A 13,632-nucleotide genomic window follows, 5' to 3' on the forward strand; every position below is an offset into this window, starting at 1 on the left:
TCCTGCGATTATAAATAAGGAGAGATTAATCTATGGAATCAACAACGTGCGAATTAACATGGAATCTGGACCGGATCTATTCCTCCTTCGAGTCGGAGGGATTTCAGCAGGACCGCAAGCGGGTGGAGACCCTTGCAGGGGAGCTGAATACATGGTCGGCCTCGCAGTTGGTTCGCGGGCGGGCTGCTGCAGATCGGATGGAAGAGTTCCTTAAACAATATAATGCGTATCAACAGCTATATTTGCGTCTGTTCAGCTACGCGGAGCTGCGGTTCAGTGCGGACAGCCAGTGTGAGGAAGCCGTCAATCTGATGGACGATCTGGAAGAGGTGACCGGCGGGGCGGGTGAAGCCCTGGTCCGCTTCAGCAAGTGGCTGGCAGGGGTAAGCGCAGATGAACTGGAGCGGAGTCTCCGTTCCAGCGCTTATCTGGAGCAGCATAGCTTCTATCTGCGCGGATTACAGGGTAAATCGCAGCATATGCTCAGTGCGGAAGGCGAAGCGGTGATTGCCCGGATGCAGAGCACCGGCTCGAAGGCGTGGGAGCGGCTGTACATGCAGACGCTCTCTACACTGCGGACTGATTTGGAGCTGGCCGGGGTGACGCGCAGTGTGACGCTGGCGGAGCTGCGTAATCTGGTCTACGACCCTGATCCCGCGGTGCGGCAGGCAGCGGCTGAAGCAGAGCATGAGGCTTGCCGCAGCGTAGCGGAGCAGAGTGCTGCCTGTATCAATGCTGTGTCCGGTGAGGCGGCGGCCGTCTATGAACTGAGAGGCTATGCCTCCCCGCTGCATAAGGTACTGGAAGCAGCGCGGATGGATCAGGAGACGCTGGAGGTGATGCTTCAGGCCATCAGGGAGAGCCTGCCGGTCTTCCGGCAATATTATGCCGAGAAGGCTGGGCGGCTGGGGCACGCGGGGGGACAGCTGCCGTTTTGGGATATTTTTGCGCCCATCGGCACGGAGTCTTCAGTCCGCGTAACCTATGCTGAGGCCCAGGCGATGATTATCGCGGGGTTCAGCAGGTTCAGCCCCGAGCTGGGCGGGTTCGCCCGCAAGGTGTTCGGGCAGCGCTGGATCGATGCCGAGCCGCGCAGCGGGAAGGGCAATTTCGGGATGTGTGTCGATATTGTCCCGATTGGAGAGAGCCGGATCATCACGAGCTTCCACGGCCAATATATAGATGTGAGTGTGCTGGCCCACGAGATTGGGCATGCGTATCATACCAGCCGCCTCGCAGGGCATACGATGGTCAACATGGATTATCCGGTGCCTATTGCGGAGACGGCGTCGATTTTTTGCGAGAGTCTGATTCATGTTGAACTCTTGAACTCGCTGCCTGCGGAGGAAGCGGATGCAATCCTGGAACGTAGTCTCTCGGATGCAGGGTATTATATTGTCGATTTCTATGCCAGGTACTGCTTCGAGAGCGCGCTCTATGCCCGCCGGTTATCCGGTCCCCTTCCATTAGAGGAGCTGAACGCATTGATGCTGGAATCGATGGCTGCCGCTTACGGGGATAGTGTGCTGCCCGGGTCCATTCATTCTTACCAGTGGATTAGCAAAGCTGGGTATTATATGGCAGGTAATGAGTTCCTGAACTTCCCTTATTCCTTCGGGCTGTTGTTCTCCAAGGGGCTGTATGCACAGTACCAAAAGCAGGGGCAGGCGTTCGTGAGCCGCTATGAACAGTTCCTCTCAGCGACCAGTACCCGAAGCATCGCAGACGCTGCGAAGCTGATGGATATTGATGTGCATTCCCTGGATTTCTGGCAGGAGGCGCTCGGATTTATTGCCGGGGATGTCCGGAAGTTTGCGGGGCGGGAATAAGGGCGCGTTTTGCGCAGCGGGAGGTTCCTTTTTGCGGGGAAGTGTGGTAGAACAGTAGTATAAGTCTACGCCGCAGCGGCACAGAAAGGGATGCTTGATTGAATGTATGTAGTCTGTAAGGAACACGTAGAGCTGGCCATCGACAAATTTGTGGACGAGTACGAGGATGCACCGGATGTAGTCGATCTGAAGGAGACGGAGTTCTCGGACTGGGACCCGCCGGCGAAATGTGCGGAATGTGAACAAAATGCGGAATATCTGGTCGTCTGAGGGCGGCTGGAATAAGAAACACCCTGTGGCCGTGAAAGGCTGCAGGGTGTTTTGGCGTGCGGGCGTATGCGCGAATGGTGCAGTTGCGGATTTAGCAGTCTGCGGCTTTCACCATCTCGGACAGCGGGCTGCGCTGACTGCTACGCAGGTAGATGAAGGCGGAGCCAATCGCCACGATTGCCGCAACTGACAAGCCCCAGTAGATATTGGAGTAAGCGGCTTGAAGCGGCAGACTGCGCTGCCATTCCAGAGCGCTGGCGGCCATCGCGACGCTGAAGGCACCGCTGAAGAACTGCAGCAGCTGGAAAAGCCCCATCCCGGAGCCGATCTGCGAAGCAGGCAGGATGCGCGAGATTTCATTCGATACACTGCTCGACAGTACAGTGAATGACAGGCTCATGATCATGTAGACGAGCATGACAGCAACCCATGACTTTCCGGCGAACAAGGCGAACAATACGGTGGCGGCCAGAACGAGCAGCGGTGCGAAGCGCAGAATTCCGGTGTTGCCGTAGCGGTCTATCATCCGTCCGACCAGACGCGAGACGAAGATGGCCAGCAGCGAGCCCGGGAAGATGACAAGCCCGGCATGGCTGGCGCTGAAGCCGAAGCGGTGAGTCAGAATCTGCGGCAGCAGGAACAGGGTAGCGAAGCTGCACAGGTAAGAGGCAACCCCGATCAGTGCCAGTACCAGATATGGCCGGTTGCTGAACAGCGCGGGCAGCACGAATGGATCAGGGGCCGTGCGGATACGCCCTACAAATAAGGCAATGGCGGCGATACCAGCGATCAACGCGATCCACAGTCCGCTGGTCAGGAATAGCAGCAGACCGGTGGTACCCACGCCGAGGAAGATCCCGCCCAGGACGTCGAATGAGCCGCTGGCCGGAACTTCCTTAGGTAGCAGGATCAGAAACAGCGGCACCAGCAGCAGAACGGCGGCAGTGACCGCGAACAGCCAGGTCCAGCCGAGGTACTCAACAATGGAGCCGCCGGCTACCGGACCCAGACCCAGTCCCAGGGAGACGGCCGACATGATCGTCGCCATGGCTTTGCCGCGCCGGGCCTGCGGAATGTAGCGGGTGAACAGGACAAGGGACAGCGACATCACGGCGCCTGCACCCGAGGCTTGCAGAATACGCACAATCAGCAGGAAAATGAAGCTGGTGCTGAAGAATCCGGCCACAGCAGCAAGCCCTAAGGTGAGCAGCCCGATGACCAGCAGCCGGCGGATCGGCAGGAAGTCCGAGAGCCGGCTGTATGTGATTGAGGCAATAGAGAACATGATGGAATACCCGGTTACAATCCAGGAGGCGGACGCTGCGGTGATGCCGAAGGTCCCGGTTACATCAGGCAGGGCCAGATTGAACATCGCTGTGTTCATAATCACGAGGACGACAGCAACGCTGAATAGCAGAGTTAACAGTCCTTCCCGTGGAAGAGCCGCTTGCGGAGCAGCCATTGAATGCTCTTGATCGCCCTCAGAAGCAGGTGATGAGGTCATGAGAAAGCCACTCCTTCATTAAGTTATTGTATAGTTCGATTACTTACGAACTATTGAAATATAGCATGCGCTAATGTAAAATGCAATTAGGAAATCATCGTGAAAAGAAGTACTATTATATACTTTGAAGGAGTCTTATTCATGAAGCAGCTCCATCATCCGGAACGCAAGGACATTCAGCTCGCCTCGGTGCTCTATGCGCTTAGCGACCCGATCCGTCTATATGTAGTGTCGGAGATCTGTAACCACGGCCCGCAGTCCTGCAACAGCTTCAAGGTGCCGATTGCCAAGTCTACGCTGACCCACCATGCCCGGACGCTGCGCGAAGCGGGTGTCATTCATACGCGGGTGCAGGGTACCCAGCGAATTCTGTCTCTGCGGACGGAAGATCTGGACGAGCGGTTCCCCGGGCTGCTGGATTCTGTATTGCAGGCTTATGTCAGTCCTGGCCCAGATGAGGGATTCGGGGAGCCGGAAGAAGAAGGGCAAGAACAGGTTTAATCAATCATATAACGTTTGACATATAACGTATGACATCATCGCCACTCCAGGTTTTGGGGTGGTTTTTTTTGGTATGTACAGAGCATACAACCGTTACCATTGACAGAATTGTGTCAGGTACAGTAATATTTTAATTTATAATGATAATCATTCTCGATTAGAAAAGAGGAAGTCAACGCTATGTTCGCATCTAAAGGTAAGAGGCTGCTGCAAGGCCTGCTCGTTTTACTGGTTATATCCATGGTCGCTGCAGGCTGTTCATCGAATAATACGGAGAAATCAGCGGACGCCGGAGGCGCGCAAGCTACGAAGACTATTACAATGGCGTGGCCCCGGGATATCGGACCGATGAATCCGCATTTATATAACCCGTCCCAGCTGTTAGCCCAATCTATGATCTATGAGCCGCTTGTCAGTTATCAAGACGGGAAGCTTGTCCCGGCTCTGGCCGAATCCTGGACACTATCGCCGGATGGCAAGGTATACACGTTCAAGATACGCAGCAACGTCAAGTTCTCGGACGGAACGGCTTTTACCGCACAGCTGGTGAAGAAGAATATGGATGCGGTCTTACATAATAAGAAGCTGCACACGTGGCTGGGCATGATCCCGCTGATTGAGAAGACAGAAGCGCTTGATGACACTACGTTCCGGCTCACGCTGACGGAATCCTATTATCCGGCACTGTACGATCTTGCGGTGGTGCGGCCGGTACGCTTCCTTGGCGAGGCGGGCTTCCCCGAGGATGGTGATACGTCCAAGGGCATTCGCAGCCCGATTGGAACCGGACCTTGGGTGCTAAGCGAGTATAAGAAGGATGAAGCGGCAACCTTTACACCGAATCCCTACTATTGGGGCGATAAGCCGAAGGTGGACAAGGTGGTGGTGAAGGTGATCCCGGATGCGGAGACCCGTGTGCTGTCTTTTGAAAAAGGGGATCTGGACCTGATCTATGGCGAAGGTCTCATCAGCTATGACGCCTACAAGGAGCTTGAGAGCACCGGAAAGTACGTCACTAAGCTGTCGGAGCCAATCGCCACCCGCAATCTGGTGCTGAATACCATGAACGCGAAGCTGGCTGATCTTAAGGTCCGTCAGGCGCTTAGCATGGGCTTCAATAAGGAAGCGATGGTCGAAGGGGTAACGCTGGGACTGGAGGAGAAGGCGGACAATATCCTGCCACCGAATCTGCCTTATGCCAATATTAAGGTGAGCCCGGTAAAATATGATGTGGATCAGGCGAATGTGCTGCTGGATGAAGCGGGCTGGAAGCTGCCTTCAGGTGGGGGCGTGCGGGAGAAGGATGGACAGGCGTTGGAGCTGGAGCTGATGTATGACAAGGCGGATCTGACCATGAAGGCCATGGCGGAGACCCTGCAAGCTGAATGGGCGGGGATCGGTGTGAATCTGAAAATCACCGGCGTCGAGCTGACCGTCTACATCCAGCGCAGAAAGGCCAATGAGTTCGATATGAATTTCTACTCGACCTTTGGTGCGCCGTATGACCCGCATTCCTTCATGACTGCCGTTTTACAGCCGGGCTACGGGGTCTCGGATACTCTGGCGGCTGTGCCGATGAAGGCTGAGATCGACAAGAAGATTAAGGAAGGTATGGCTACCACGGATGACAAATCCCGTACCGGGCTGTTCGGCTCTGTGCTCACTACGCTGCAGGAACAGTCTTCGATCCTTCCGATCTCTTACATCAAGCAGATGGCGGTGTACCGGGACAATGTGACCGAGTTCAAGTTCCCGTCCAACCGGGATGAATATCCGCTCCATGGTATTGAGAAGAAGTAGCAGCCGTTCGGGAGGGTTCTAAGTGGGCTTATATATCGGAAAAAGAGTGCTAGCGATCATCCCCATCATTCTGTTCTCCACATTGTTGATGTTCGTGATGATCCGGGTGGGGCCAGTGGACCCGGCTGAGGCCTATCTGGCGGCGGCTCATATCCAGCCGGATGATGAGGTGCTGGCCGCCAAGCGGCATGAATTCGGGCTGGACCAGCCGCTGCTGATGCAATATGTTCAATCGGTGGGCCGGCTGCTCCGGCTGGATTTCGGCCATTCCTACCTGTCCAATATGCCCGTATGGGGAGAGGTTGCCCAGAAGCTGCCCGCAACGCTTCAGCTTGCGTCCGCCAGTATCGTGCTGGCGCTGGTGGTCAGCATCCCGCTTGGGGTGTTGGCGGCGATTTACAAAAACCGGCTGGTGGATCATGTGATCCGGGTATTCGCCTATATCGGTGCCTGTGTTCCGGTCTTCTGGATCGGCTATCTGCTGATGTTCTTCATCTCGGTCAAGCTGGAATGGCTGCCTGTGGAGGGCAGAGGGTCTGTGCAGCACCTGATTCTTCCGTCTATTACCCTGGCGCTCTGGCTAATTGCTATCTACGCGCGCCTGCTGCGGACGACCGTTCTGGAGGAGCTGAAGGAGGCTTATGTCCGATATGCCCGGGCCAGAGGGATTAAGGAACGTGTGATTTTGTATAAATACGTGCTTAGAATTGCCATAGCGCCGCTTATTACAGGACTGGGCATCAATCTGGGGAAGCTGCTGACAGGAGCGATTATCGTAGAGCAGGTATTCTCCTGGCCGGGCTTCGGCCGGTACTTCATTGAAGCGATCATTAACCGTGACATTCCGGTGATTCAATGCTATGTCATGCTCTCGGTCTGTGTGATTGCCGGGAGCAATCTGATCGCCGATCTGCTCCAGCTGTTCCTGGACCCGCGAATTGCGCGTAAAGGGAGGGCCAGCCAAGGATGAATAACTTAAGCAGCCGTTTCAAAGGCAGGAAAGTGATCATGATCTGCGGCAGCCTGCTGATCCTGTTTGGTCTTGCTGGCCTGTTGGCCCCGTGGATCTCACCGCATGATCCGATACGGGTGAACCTGGCAGCGAAGCTCAGTCCGCCCTCGTGGGAATATCTTCTGGGCACAGATCAGCTGGGCCGGGACAATCTATCCAGGCTACTGTATGGAACACGGATCTCGCTGGGCTTTGCTTCACTTATTTTTGCCGCTTCCTTAGGGGTGGGACTGCTCGCAGGAGTGGTTTCGGGGTACATCGGCGGGTGGCTGGATGCTGTGCTGATGCGGTTGTGCGATGGCATTATGTCTTTTCCCAGTATGATTCTGGTCTTCGGTCTGATCGGGATTCTGGGGCCGGGCCTGTCTCAATTGGTTATTGCTCTGATGCTGGTGCAGTGGGTGTACTTCGCCCGGATGTTCCGGAATATGATTGTCAGCCTGAAGGAGCGGAATTTCATCACGGCAGCGCGGATCAGCGGCTCTTCCCCCTGGCAGATCATGAGCAGGCATCTTATTCCCAATATTCTGCCGTCGATTGTGGTGATTGGGACGCTTGAGATGGGCTGGGCGATTATGGATATCTCCGCGATGTCCTTCCTGGGCCTGGGCGTCCAGGCGCCTACACCGGAATGGGGGGCGATGCTGAACGAAGGGAAATCCTTCATCCGCAATCATCCCGAGCTGATGCTCTATCCGGGCCTGATGATTATTATGGTTGTAGCTTCGTTTAATCTGCTGGGCGAGGCGTTGTCTGAACGGTACGGGATCAAACGAGGCTCCTGAAAGAAGGAATGAGCGAATCATGGAACAAGCGGAATATGTGCTGCAGGTGAAGGGTCTGAAGGTATCTGTGGAGACGGCGGCAGGATATCTGCCCCTCATAGAGGATGTTAACCTGGAGCTGAAGCCGGGGCGTGTGCTGGGTCTTGTGGGAGGCAGCGGCAGCGGAAAGACCGTTACGTCACTGGCGCTCCTCCAGATGCTGGACCGGCAGACGAGTGTGATCGAAGGCAGTATCCGGCTACATACCCGTGAGCTGAACGGACTCCCGGAGAAGGACATGCGCAGGCTTCGCGGCAGTAGTCTTGCGCTGATTATGCAGAATCCGATGACGGCTTTCTCTCCGGTGTATACCATTGGTGTGCAATTCGTGGAGTCCATCCGTACACATGTGAAGCTGGGGAAAAAAGAAGCCAGAGCCTGCGCGATCCGCTCCCTGGCCGATGTGAATCTGCCCGATCCCGCAGCGCTGCTGCAAAAGTATCCGTATGAGCTGAGTGGCGGGATGCTCCAGCGGGTGATGCTGGCGCTCACCCTGTGCCTGAAGCCCTCCGTGATCATTGCCGATGAACCTACTACCGCTCTGGATGTGACCAATCAGCTCCAGGTGCTACGGCAGCTGGACCGGATGCGGCAGGAGCATGGAACTGCCATTCTGTTAATCTCCCATGACCTCGGCGTGATTGCGGAGCTGGCTGATGAAGTTGCGGTCATGCAGCACGGGCGGATTGTCGAGACCGCCGATGTATTCGAATTGTTCGACCATCCCCGGCATGAATACACCCGGGAGCTGCTGGCAGCAAGGCCGCTGCTTCAGCTTAGTCCGCAGTTAGGGGGACAGCTATGACTGGAATAGCGGCAGAATACATGCTTGAGGTCAGGGAAGTTACCCATACCTATGCTCCATCCCGCCGGTGGAGGCGTTCGGAGAAGCAGGATAATGTGCTGTCCGGCGTGTCTCTTCATATAGAGGAGGGAACCTGCCTGGGGCTGCTGGGATCAAGCGGAGCCGGTAAAAGCACACTGGGCCGGGTTATTCTCGGGCTGGAGCCGCCCCGCGCGGGCCAGGTGCTGATTCAGGGCCAGGATCTGTATAAGCTGAGCCCGCAGGCGCGCAGGACCCTCCGCCGCGATCTGCAGGTGGTCTTCCAGGATTGTTATTCTGCCGTGAATCCCCGGATGACAGCCGAGCAGATTATTGGCGAGCCGCTGTCCAATTACGAGTCCTTGAGCGTTCAGGAGCAGAAGCGGGCGGTAGGCGAGCTGCTGGAGTGTGTCGGACTAAGTGCGGCGGACATGCAGAAGCAGCCCTACCAGTTCAGCGGAGGACAGCTGCAGCGGATCAATATCGCCAGGGCGATTGCGCTGAAGCCGAAGCTCATCGTACTGGATGAGGCGGTTAGTAGTCTGGATATGATTAATGGGGCGAAAATTTTGCGGCTGCTGGGGGAGCTGCGGGCTGCATTCGGTCTGTCGTATCTGTTCATCACCCATGATATTAAGGCCGCCTGTATGATCTCAGACGCACTGGCTGTCATGGATCAGGGCAGGATCGTGGAATATAACGACAGCAAGGAGCAGTTCCTGCAGTCCGCTCATCCTGCGGTTCGCAGCTTGCTTGATTCCATGCTTGCTGCGCATCCGCGGAACCGGCACAGGGAGCTGGCTGATATGCCTGGAGCATCTGCACAATAATGACGGTACCGTCCTTTAAAAGGATGGTACCGTTTCTACTTATGGATCAAGCTTCTTATAGGAATCATTTGCTTCCGCCAGTACCTCCGCTCCGCCCGCCGCCAGGAACTCCTCCACGAACTCCCCGAATTCCTCCAGCGGACGCTCCCCGGTGATGAAGGCAATATACGCCTGGTCTCTTAGCTTAATAAGCCCAGGGCCGTTCCTGATCAGAGAGGGCGTAGCCACCTCCAGGGCATTATAGATGCCGTCGTGATCCAGCCCCAGGGTTGCCGCCCATTGCTCGCTCCGTCCGGCAGGAAGGATGGGCAGGGTCATGCCGATCCCCGCGCCGATCGTATTCTGGTAGCTGAACCTATGGTTATACGGCGGCAGCAGGATGATGTCCTTCTTGTCCGTTCCGGCCCAGTCCCAGTGTGTCCCCTGAATACCGTACTGCAGAGATGCCGCCTCATCGGGGTCAGGATTTGCGCTGACGTAGTCCAGCAGCTGGAGGATCTTCTCCAGCTTGCCCGGCTCCTGGGTAGCATCCGCGCCAATGGCGGTGAAGCTCATCAGCATATCATAGGCTTTGGAGCCGCGTTTGCCGTCCGGACCGCTAACCGGCCGCCCGAAAGCGATCTTGGCCTGCGGATGCTTCGCGGTTAACTCCTTGACGTTAAACATTGCTTCTACCGGAACCAGCCTGGCTGCCTTCTGGTCATCCAGTTTCCAGTCCGTATAATCTCCTGCCTGTGTCCAGTGATAATAATTGCCCATGGAGGTCATGCCGATCCGTCCGTTAATGAAGGCGTGCGACAGATGCTTGTAGCCTCCGCTATTCTCCCCGGTGATGAACTCGGGATCAATGACCCCGTCCTTGTACCATTTGCGGAGATAACGCAGTGCTTCCTGCATATCCGGCTCCAGAGCGCCAATGACCAGCCCCTGATCCTTCCGGCTGAAGTAGAGCTGATCCGTGAAGACCATCTGCCCGAATGCGCCGAAGACCACATTCATGCCCTCCTGTGACAAGCCGTAGGTGTCCCGGATACCGTTGCCGTCCGGGTCTTCGTTCGCAATGGCATAGATGAATTTCTCGAAATCGGCCAAGGTGTCCGGCACCTTAAGGCCGAGCTTGTCCAGCCAATCCTGCCGGTAGACCACAGGGACCCGATAGATGTTGGTAGGGTTAATGACCGGAATGCCGTAATAGGCCCCGTTAATGCGGCCATATTGCTGATAGGTTGGTGCATTCTCGCGGATGGCCTTAAGAATATTGGGAGCGTAGGTGTTCAGCAGTTCCTCAGGAATAGGGGCGAGCACGCCTTGCTGCTGGTACTTCAGCAGATCCTGGGTCTGCCGGACCCGGAACAGGTCGGGAATGCTGCCTTGCACCAGTCTCTGGTCGAGCAGGGATTCGTATTTGTTATTCGGCAGATTCCAGAAGTCCAGATCTACCTTGAACTTCTGCTCCAGCTCCCGCACCATTACGGCATCCTCCGCAACCGGCAGATTTTGATGCATGGTCCAGGAGATTTTGAGCTTCGGGGCAGAGGAAGCGGGAACAACAGAATCAGCAGAATCAGAAGCGGAAACGGATGTATCCAGCAGCTCTTGTCCAGGCGCAGACGAGAGTGAAGCTGGCTGCCCGCTGCAGTCGCAGATCAGCCCCAGGAGGGGCAAGAGCATTAATCTTTTATACATATAATACATAAGGCACCCTCCTTATCCCAAGCTAATCTCCGCCTGCGGCGGCAGTGTATTCACGGTTCGCAGATAATTCCCCGGCGTACAGCCGTAGATCTCCTTGAAGCGCTTGATGAAGTAGGGAGTCGTTCCATAACCGACCGTGCCGGCAATTTGTTCGATCGACATATTGTTCTTCTCGATCAACCGCCGGGCCTCTTCCATCCGTATGCCGGTGATATAGTCGGTGTAGGTGATCCCCAGCTCTTCCTTGAACAGCTTGCTTAGATACTTGGGACTGATGAAGACCTTGGCGGATACGGCATCCAGCGATAGATCCCCGGACAGATGCTCCCCGATATAGGCCTTGGCCGCTTCAATGGTCGAGAGTGCACGGTCACTGTTCCGCTTCTGCGTCTCCATGATGAAGGTGCCGATGGAGGCGGCGAACCACTCCTGCAAATGCCGGATATCCGGCAGGGCAATGTATTCGTTATACAGATCCAGAGGCCCGTGTGCGGAAGGGGTGTAGCGGATGCTTTTCAGATAATCCGAGTACATAAATACGGTGTTCGCCAGCACGAAGTGGCAATAATCCGCCGGGTAGCTGCCTTCCCGCATGACGGCTATCAGCTGCTCCAGCGCGGCCAGAGTCTCATCCAGCTGACGCGTCTGCAGCTTATCCTTGAATCTCATCAGCACCGACTGCGGGATTTCGTCAAGACTCTGCTCCTTCTTCAGCAGCTCCCGGTCCTTCAAGACCCTGCTCTCCGGCAGAAAATAAGCATATTTCATTAAGGTCTGCGCTTCAGCGTAGCTTGTGTGGAGAAGACTGATGGCATCCACCCAGCAGCCCTGCGAGAGCTGAATATTCAGCTGGAAATGCTGCTCCGCCGCTGCTGTAATCCGGTCCGAGAGCTGTTCGAGCAGTGTCCCGGAGGCTTCGCGCGCGCCGATAATGACAACCGTCTGCTTGTCCGGCAGCTCCTCGGCCAGAATGCGGATTCCGTGAAGCCGGATTGCCTCAAGCGTCCCGGTCATCCCGCTCATGGCTGCCTGCAAGCCGCTTAGACTCATGCGGGCGTAGGCTCCACGGGTGTTGAGGAGCAGGCAGCAGTAATGACGGTGCTCCGGAGAGAGTCCCAGGAATTGCGGATCTACGGTTACGCTGCCTGGGGCAGGGCTGTCCTGAAGGAGATTCAGGATCATGTTCTGCCGGATATGCGGACTGCTGGCCTCAAGCGTCCCCTCCAGTGTGGTCACTTTGTTGTTCAGACGGTTGAAGGCGGAATCAATAATTCCGAATTCGTTAAGGGCTTGTCCCCGCACTCCTGGCACCTCAGGCCCAGGGCCGTAGAGGTCCTTAATAGTGCGAAGCAGCCGCTTAAGCGGACTGTAATTCAATTTGGCCAGAATGCCGGACAGACAGATTCCTACCAATATAGCAAGCAGACACAAGGAGAGAATGACCCTCTGGACAACGAGCCATTTCTCATAGAACAGGTTCGCCGGAGCCGCACTGAAGAGCTTCCACCCGGTGGTCGGCAGGTCCTGATAGGAGATCACGTAGGTGCTGCCTCCGATCTCCTGGCTCATGTTCCCGGATGTCTCAGGAGAGGCTAGCGCATTCGAGATACTGGCAGCATAGGTATCGGCCTGGGCCGCAGCATCCGGATTCGAGCCGGCCACAATCCCGCCGGAGGGCGTAGCAATGAAGCTGCTCTGATAGCGGGCAGGCATCATATTCTGCAGAATGGCGCGCAGCGCACTCTCCTTCAGATCAATGGCAATCAGCAGCTCACTGGCTGCCCCGGGGGACTGGAACGGATAGCTGTGCACATAGGTGATCAGCTGGCTGCCGCTGCCGCCGGGGATGCTGGAGACGATATCGTCCGGCACGAACCGGGCCTCTGTCCAGAGGCTGTTACGGGAATTAAGGTTCATGCCGTTCACCCAATCCATCCAGTAGGCGGCACCCGCCTGCTGATCCGCACGGAATTTCAGCCCATACAGCGAGGACAGCAGGAGATGCTGCCTGGGAGCATATAGATGTACGGCTTGTATCAGGTCCGAATGATTGGATACCTGCATGTTCAGCGACTCCTGGAGACTGCTCACCTTGCTGAGATTCGCTGGAAGTGAAGCATCTGGCAGCATACGGAGCGCAGCCCGCTGGTTCAGTGAGACTTCCAGATAGATCTGCTGCACCCGCTGAAGCACGGAGGCTTCAAGGGTACGGGCGGTATTGTCAAGGATGAGCCGGTTGCGGCCCTGAAGCTCTTCCTTATAATGATTCGAGAAATACAGATAGAAGGCAGAGCAGAGTAAGAGGACAATGACTAACACAACAGAGATGTATGAAGCGGCTAGGGCGGCAAAGGCAGAGTTCCATTTTCGCAAGATGTATTCTCCTCCCAGGCGGATTATACACTAGCCCCTCACAAATCTGTTCGGGATTCATGTTAAATCAATGTTAAATGGCCGGAAAAAAGCTGAATTGTTCCCAAAATCATAGAATTGCGAAATTGTGTTATTGAGCGGCGGTGGAGGCAGGTGCTATATTGAGTCCGA

General features: G+C 55.8%; 11 protein-coding genes. 8 read left to right on the forward strand and 3 right to left on the reverse strand.

Annotated elements, in window-relative coordinates; translation table 11 throughout:
• Window positions 1-32: 32 nt before the first annotated feature.
• Together ACFSX3_RS07935 and ACFSX3_RS07940 are read left to right on the forward strand one after the other, a co-directional pair.
• Window positions 33-1,829 (forward strand): M3 family oligoendopeptidase, encoded by a 1,797-nt coding sequence (locus ACFSX3_RS07935; protein WP_209987318.1) that lies wholly within the window; start codon window positions 33-35, stop codon window positions 1,827-1,829.
• Between the two features lie 102 nt (window positions 1,830-1,931).
• Window positions 1,932-2,099, forward strand: coding sequence for a CxxH/CxxC protein (locus ACFSX3_RS07940; RefSeq protein ID WP_063776434.1), 168 nt, complete (start codon window positions 1,932-1,934; stop codon window positions 2,097-2,099).
• 91 nt (window positions 2,100-2,190) lie between these two features.
• Here the strand turns inward: ACFSX3_RS07940 and ACFSX3_RS07945 are convergent, their stop codons facing one another.
• The gene (locus ACFSX3_RS07945) at window positions 2,191-3,603 is read right to left on the reverse strand and encodes an MFS transporter (protein ID WP_379254252.1); all 1,413 of its coding nucleotides are present in this window, start codon (window positions 3,601-3,603) and stop codon (window positions 2,191-2,193) included.
• Between the two features lie 141 nt (window positions 3,604-3,744).
• Between ACFSX3_RS07945 and ACFSX3_RS07950 the strand changes: the two genes are divergently transcribed.
• The 6 genes from ACFSX3_RS07950 (at window position 3,745) to nikE (ending at window position 9,393) form a co-directional block, all read left to right on the forward strand.
• Entirely contained in the window at window positions 3,745-4,104 is a 360-nt protein-coding gene (locus ACFSX3_RS07950; protein ID WP_209987316.1) for an ArsR/SmtB family transcription factor, read from the forward strand.
• 180 nt (window positions 4,105-4,284) lie between these two features.
• Window positions 4,285-5,904, forward strand: a complete 1,620-nt coding sequence (gene nikA / locus ACFSX3_RS07955; RefSeq protein ID WP_209987313.1) for a nickel ABC transporter substrate-binding protein — start codon at window positions 4,285-4,287, stop codon at window positions 5,902-5,904.
• Window positions 5,905-5,926: 22 nt separating this feature from the next.
• Window positions 5,927-6,874, forward strand: coding sequence for a nickel ABC transporter permease (nikB, locus tag ACFSX3_RS07960; protein ID WP_209987310.1), 948 nt, complete (start codon window positions 5,927-5,929; stop codon window positions 6,872-6,874).
• Window positions 6,871-7,701, forward strand: a complete 831-nt coding sequence (gene nikC / locus ACFSX3_RS07965; protein WP_076081890.1) for a nickel ABC transporter permease subunit NikC — start codon at window positions 6,871-6,873, stop codon at window positions 7,699-7,701. The genes nikB and nikC overlap by 4 nt, the downstream gene beginning before the upstream one ends.
• A gap of 19 nt (window positions 7,702-7,720) precedes the next feature.
• Entirely contained in the window at window positions 7,721-8,545 is an 825-nt protein-coding gene (locus ACFSX3_RS07970; RefSeq protein ID WP_209987308.1) for an ABC transporter ATP-binding protein, read from the forward strand.
• Between the two features lie 20 nt (window positions 8,546-8,565).
• Window positions 8,566-9,393, forward strand: coding sequence for a nickel import ATP-binding protein NikE (gene nikE, locus ACFSX3_RS07975; protein WP_209987539.1), 828 nt, complete (start codon window positions 8,566-8,568; stop codon window positions 9,391-9,393).
• A gap of 39 nt (window positions 9,394-9,432) precedes the next feature.
• Here the strand turns inward: nikE and ACFSX3_RS07980 are convergent, their stop codons facing one another.
• Complete coding sequence (locus ACFSX3_RS07980) at window positions 9,433-11,088, reverse strand: ABC transporter substrate-binding protein (RefSeq protein ID WP_379254256.1); 1,656 nt, start codon at window positions 11,086-11,088, stop codon at window positions 9,433-9,435.
• 12 nt (window positions 11,089-11,100) lie between these two features.
• A complete protein-coding gene (locus ACFSX3_RS07985) occupies window positions 11,101-13,461 on the reverse strand; it encodes a helix-turn-helix domain-containing protein (RefSeq protein ID WP_209987305.1) in 2,361 nt (786 codons plus the stop codon).
• Between the last annotated feature and the right edge of the window lie 171 nt (window positions 13,462-13,632).

Source organism: Paenibacillus rhizoplanae (assembly GCF_042684125.1).
GTDB classification, from domain to species: domain Bacteria; phylum Bacillota; class Bacilli; order Paenibacillales; family Paenibacillaceae; genus Paenibacillus_AQ; species Paenibacillus_AQ rhizoplanae.

Bases quoted from the DNA above. Each gene is read 5' to 3' on its own strand.
- nikA (WP_209987313.1), top strand. From the start codon at position 4,285: ATGTTCGCATCTAAAGGTAAGAGGCTGCTGCAAGGCCTGCTCGTTTTA.
- ACFSX3_RS07950 (WP_209987316.1), top strand. From the start codon at position 3,745: ATGAAGCAGCTCCATCATCCGGAACGCAAGGACATTCAGCTCGCCTCG.
- nikC (WP_076081890.1), top strand. From the start codon at position 6,871: ATGAATAACTTAAGCAGCCGTTTCAAAGGCAGGAAAGTGATCATGATC.
- ACFSX3_RS07980 (WP_379254256.1), bottom strand. From the start codon at position 11,088: ATGTATTATATGTATAAAAGATTAATGCTCTTGCCCCTCCTGGGGCTG.
- ACFSX3_RS07945 (WP_379254252.1), bottom strand. From the start codon at position 3,603: ATGACCTCATCACCTGCTTCTGAGGGCGATCAAGAGCATTCAATGGCT.
- ACFSX3_RS07935 (WP_209987318.1), top strand. From the start codon at position 33: ATGGAATCAACAACGTGCGAATTAACATGGAATCTGGACCGGATCTAT.
- ACFSX3_RS07970 (WP_209987308.1), top strand. From the start codon at position 7,721: ATGGAACAAGCGGAATATGTGCTGCAGGTGAAGGGTCTGAAGGTATCT.
- nikE (WP_209987539.1), top strand. From the start codon at position 8,566: ATGCTTGAGGTCAGGGAAGTTACCCATACCTATGCTCCATCCCGCCGG.
- ACFSX3_RS07940 (WP_063776434.1), top strand. From the start codon at position 1,932: ATGTATGTAGTCTGTAAGGAACACGTAGAGCTGGCCATCGACAAATTT.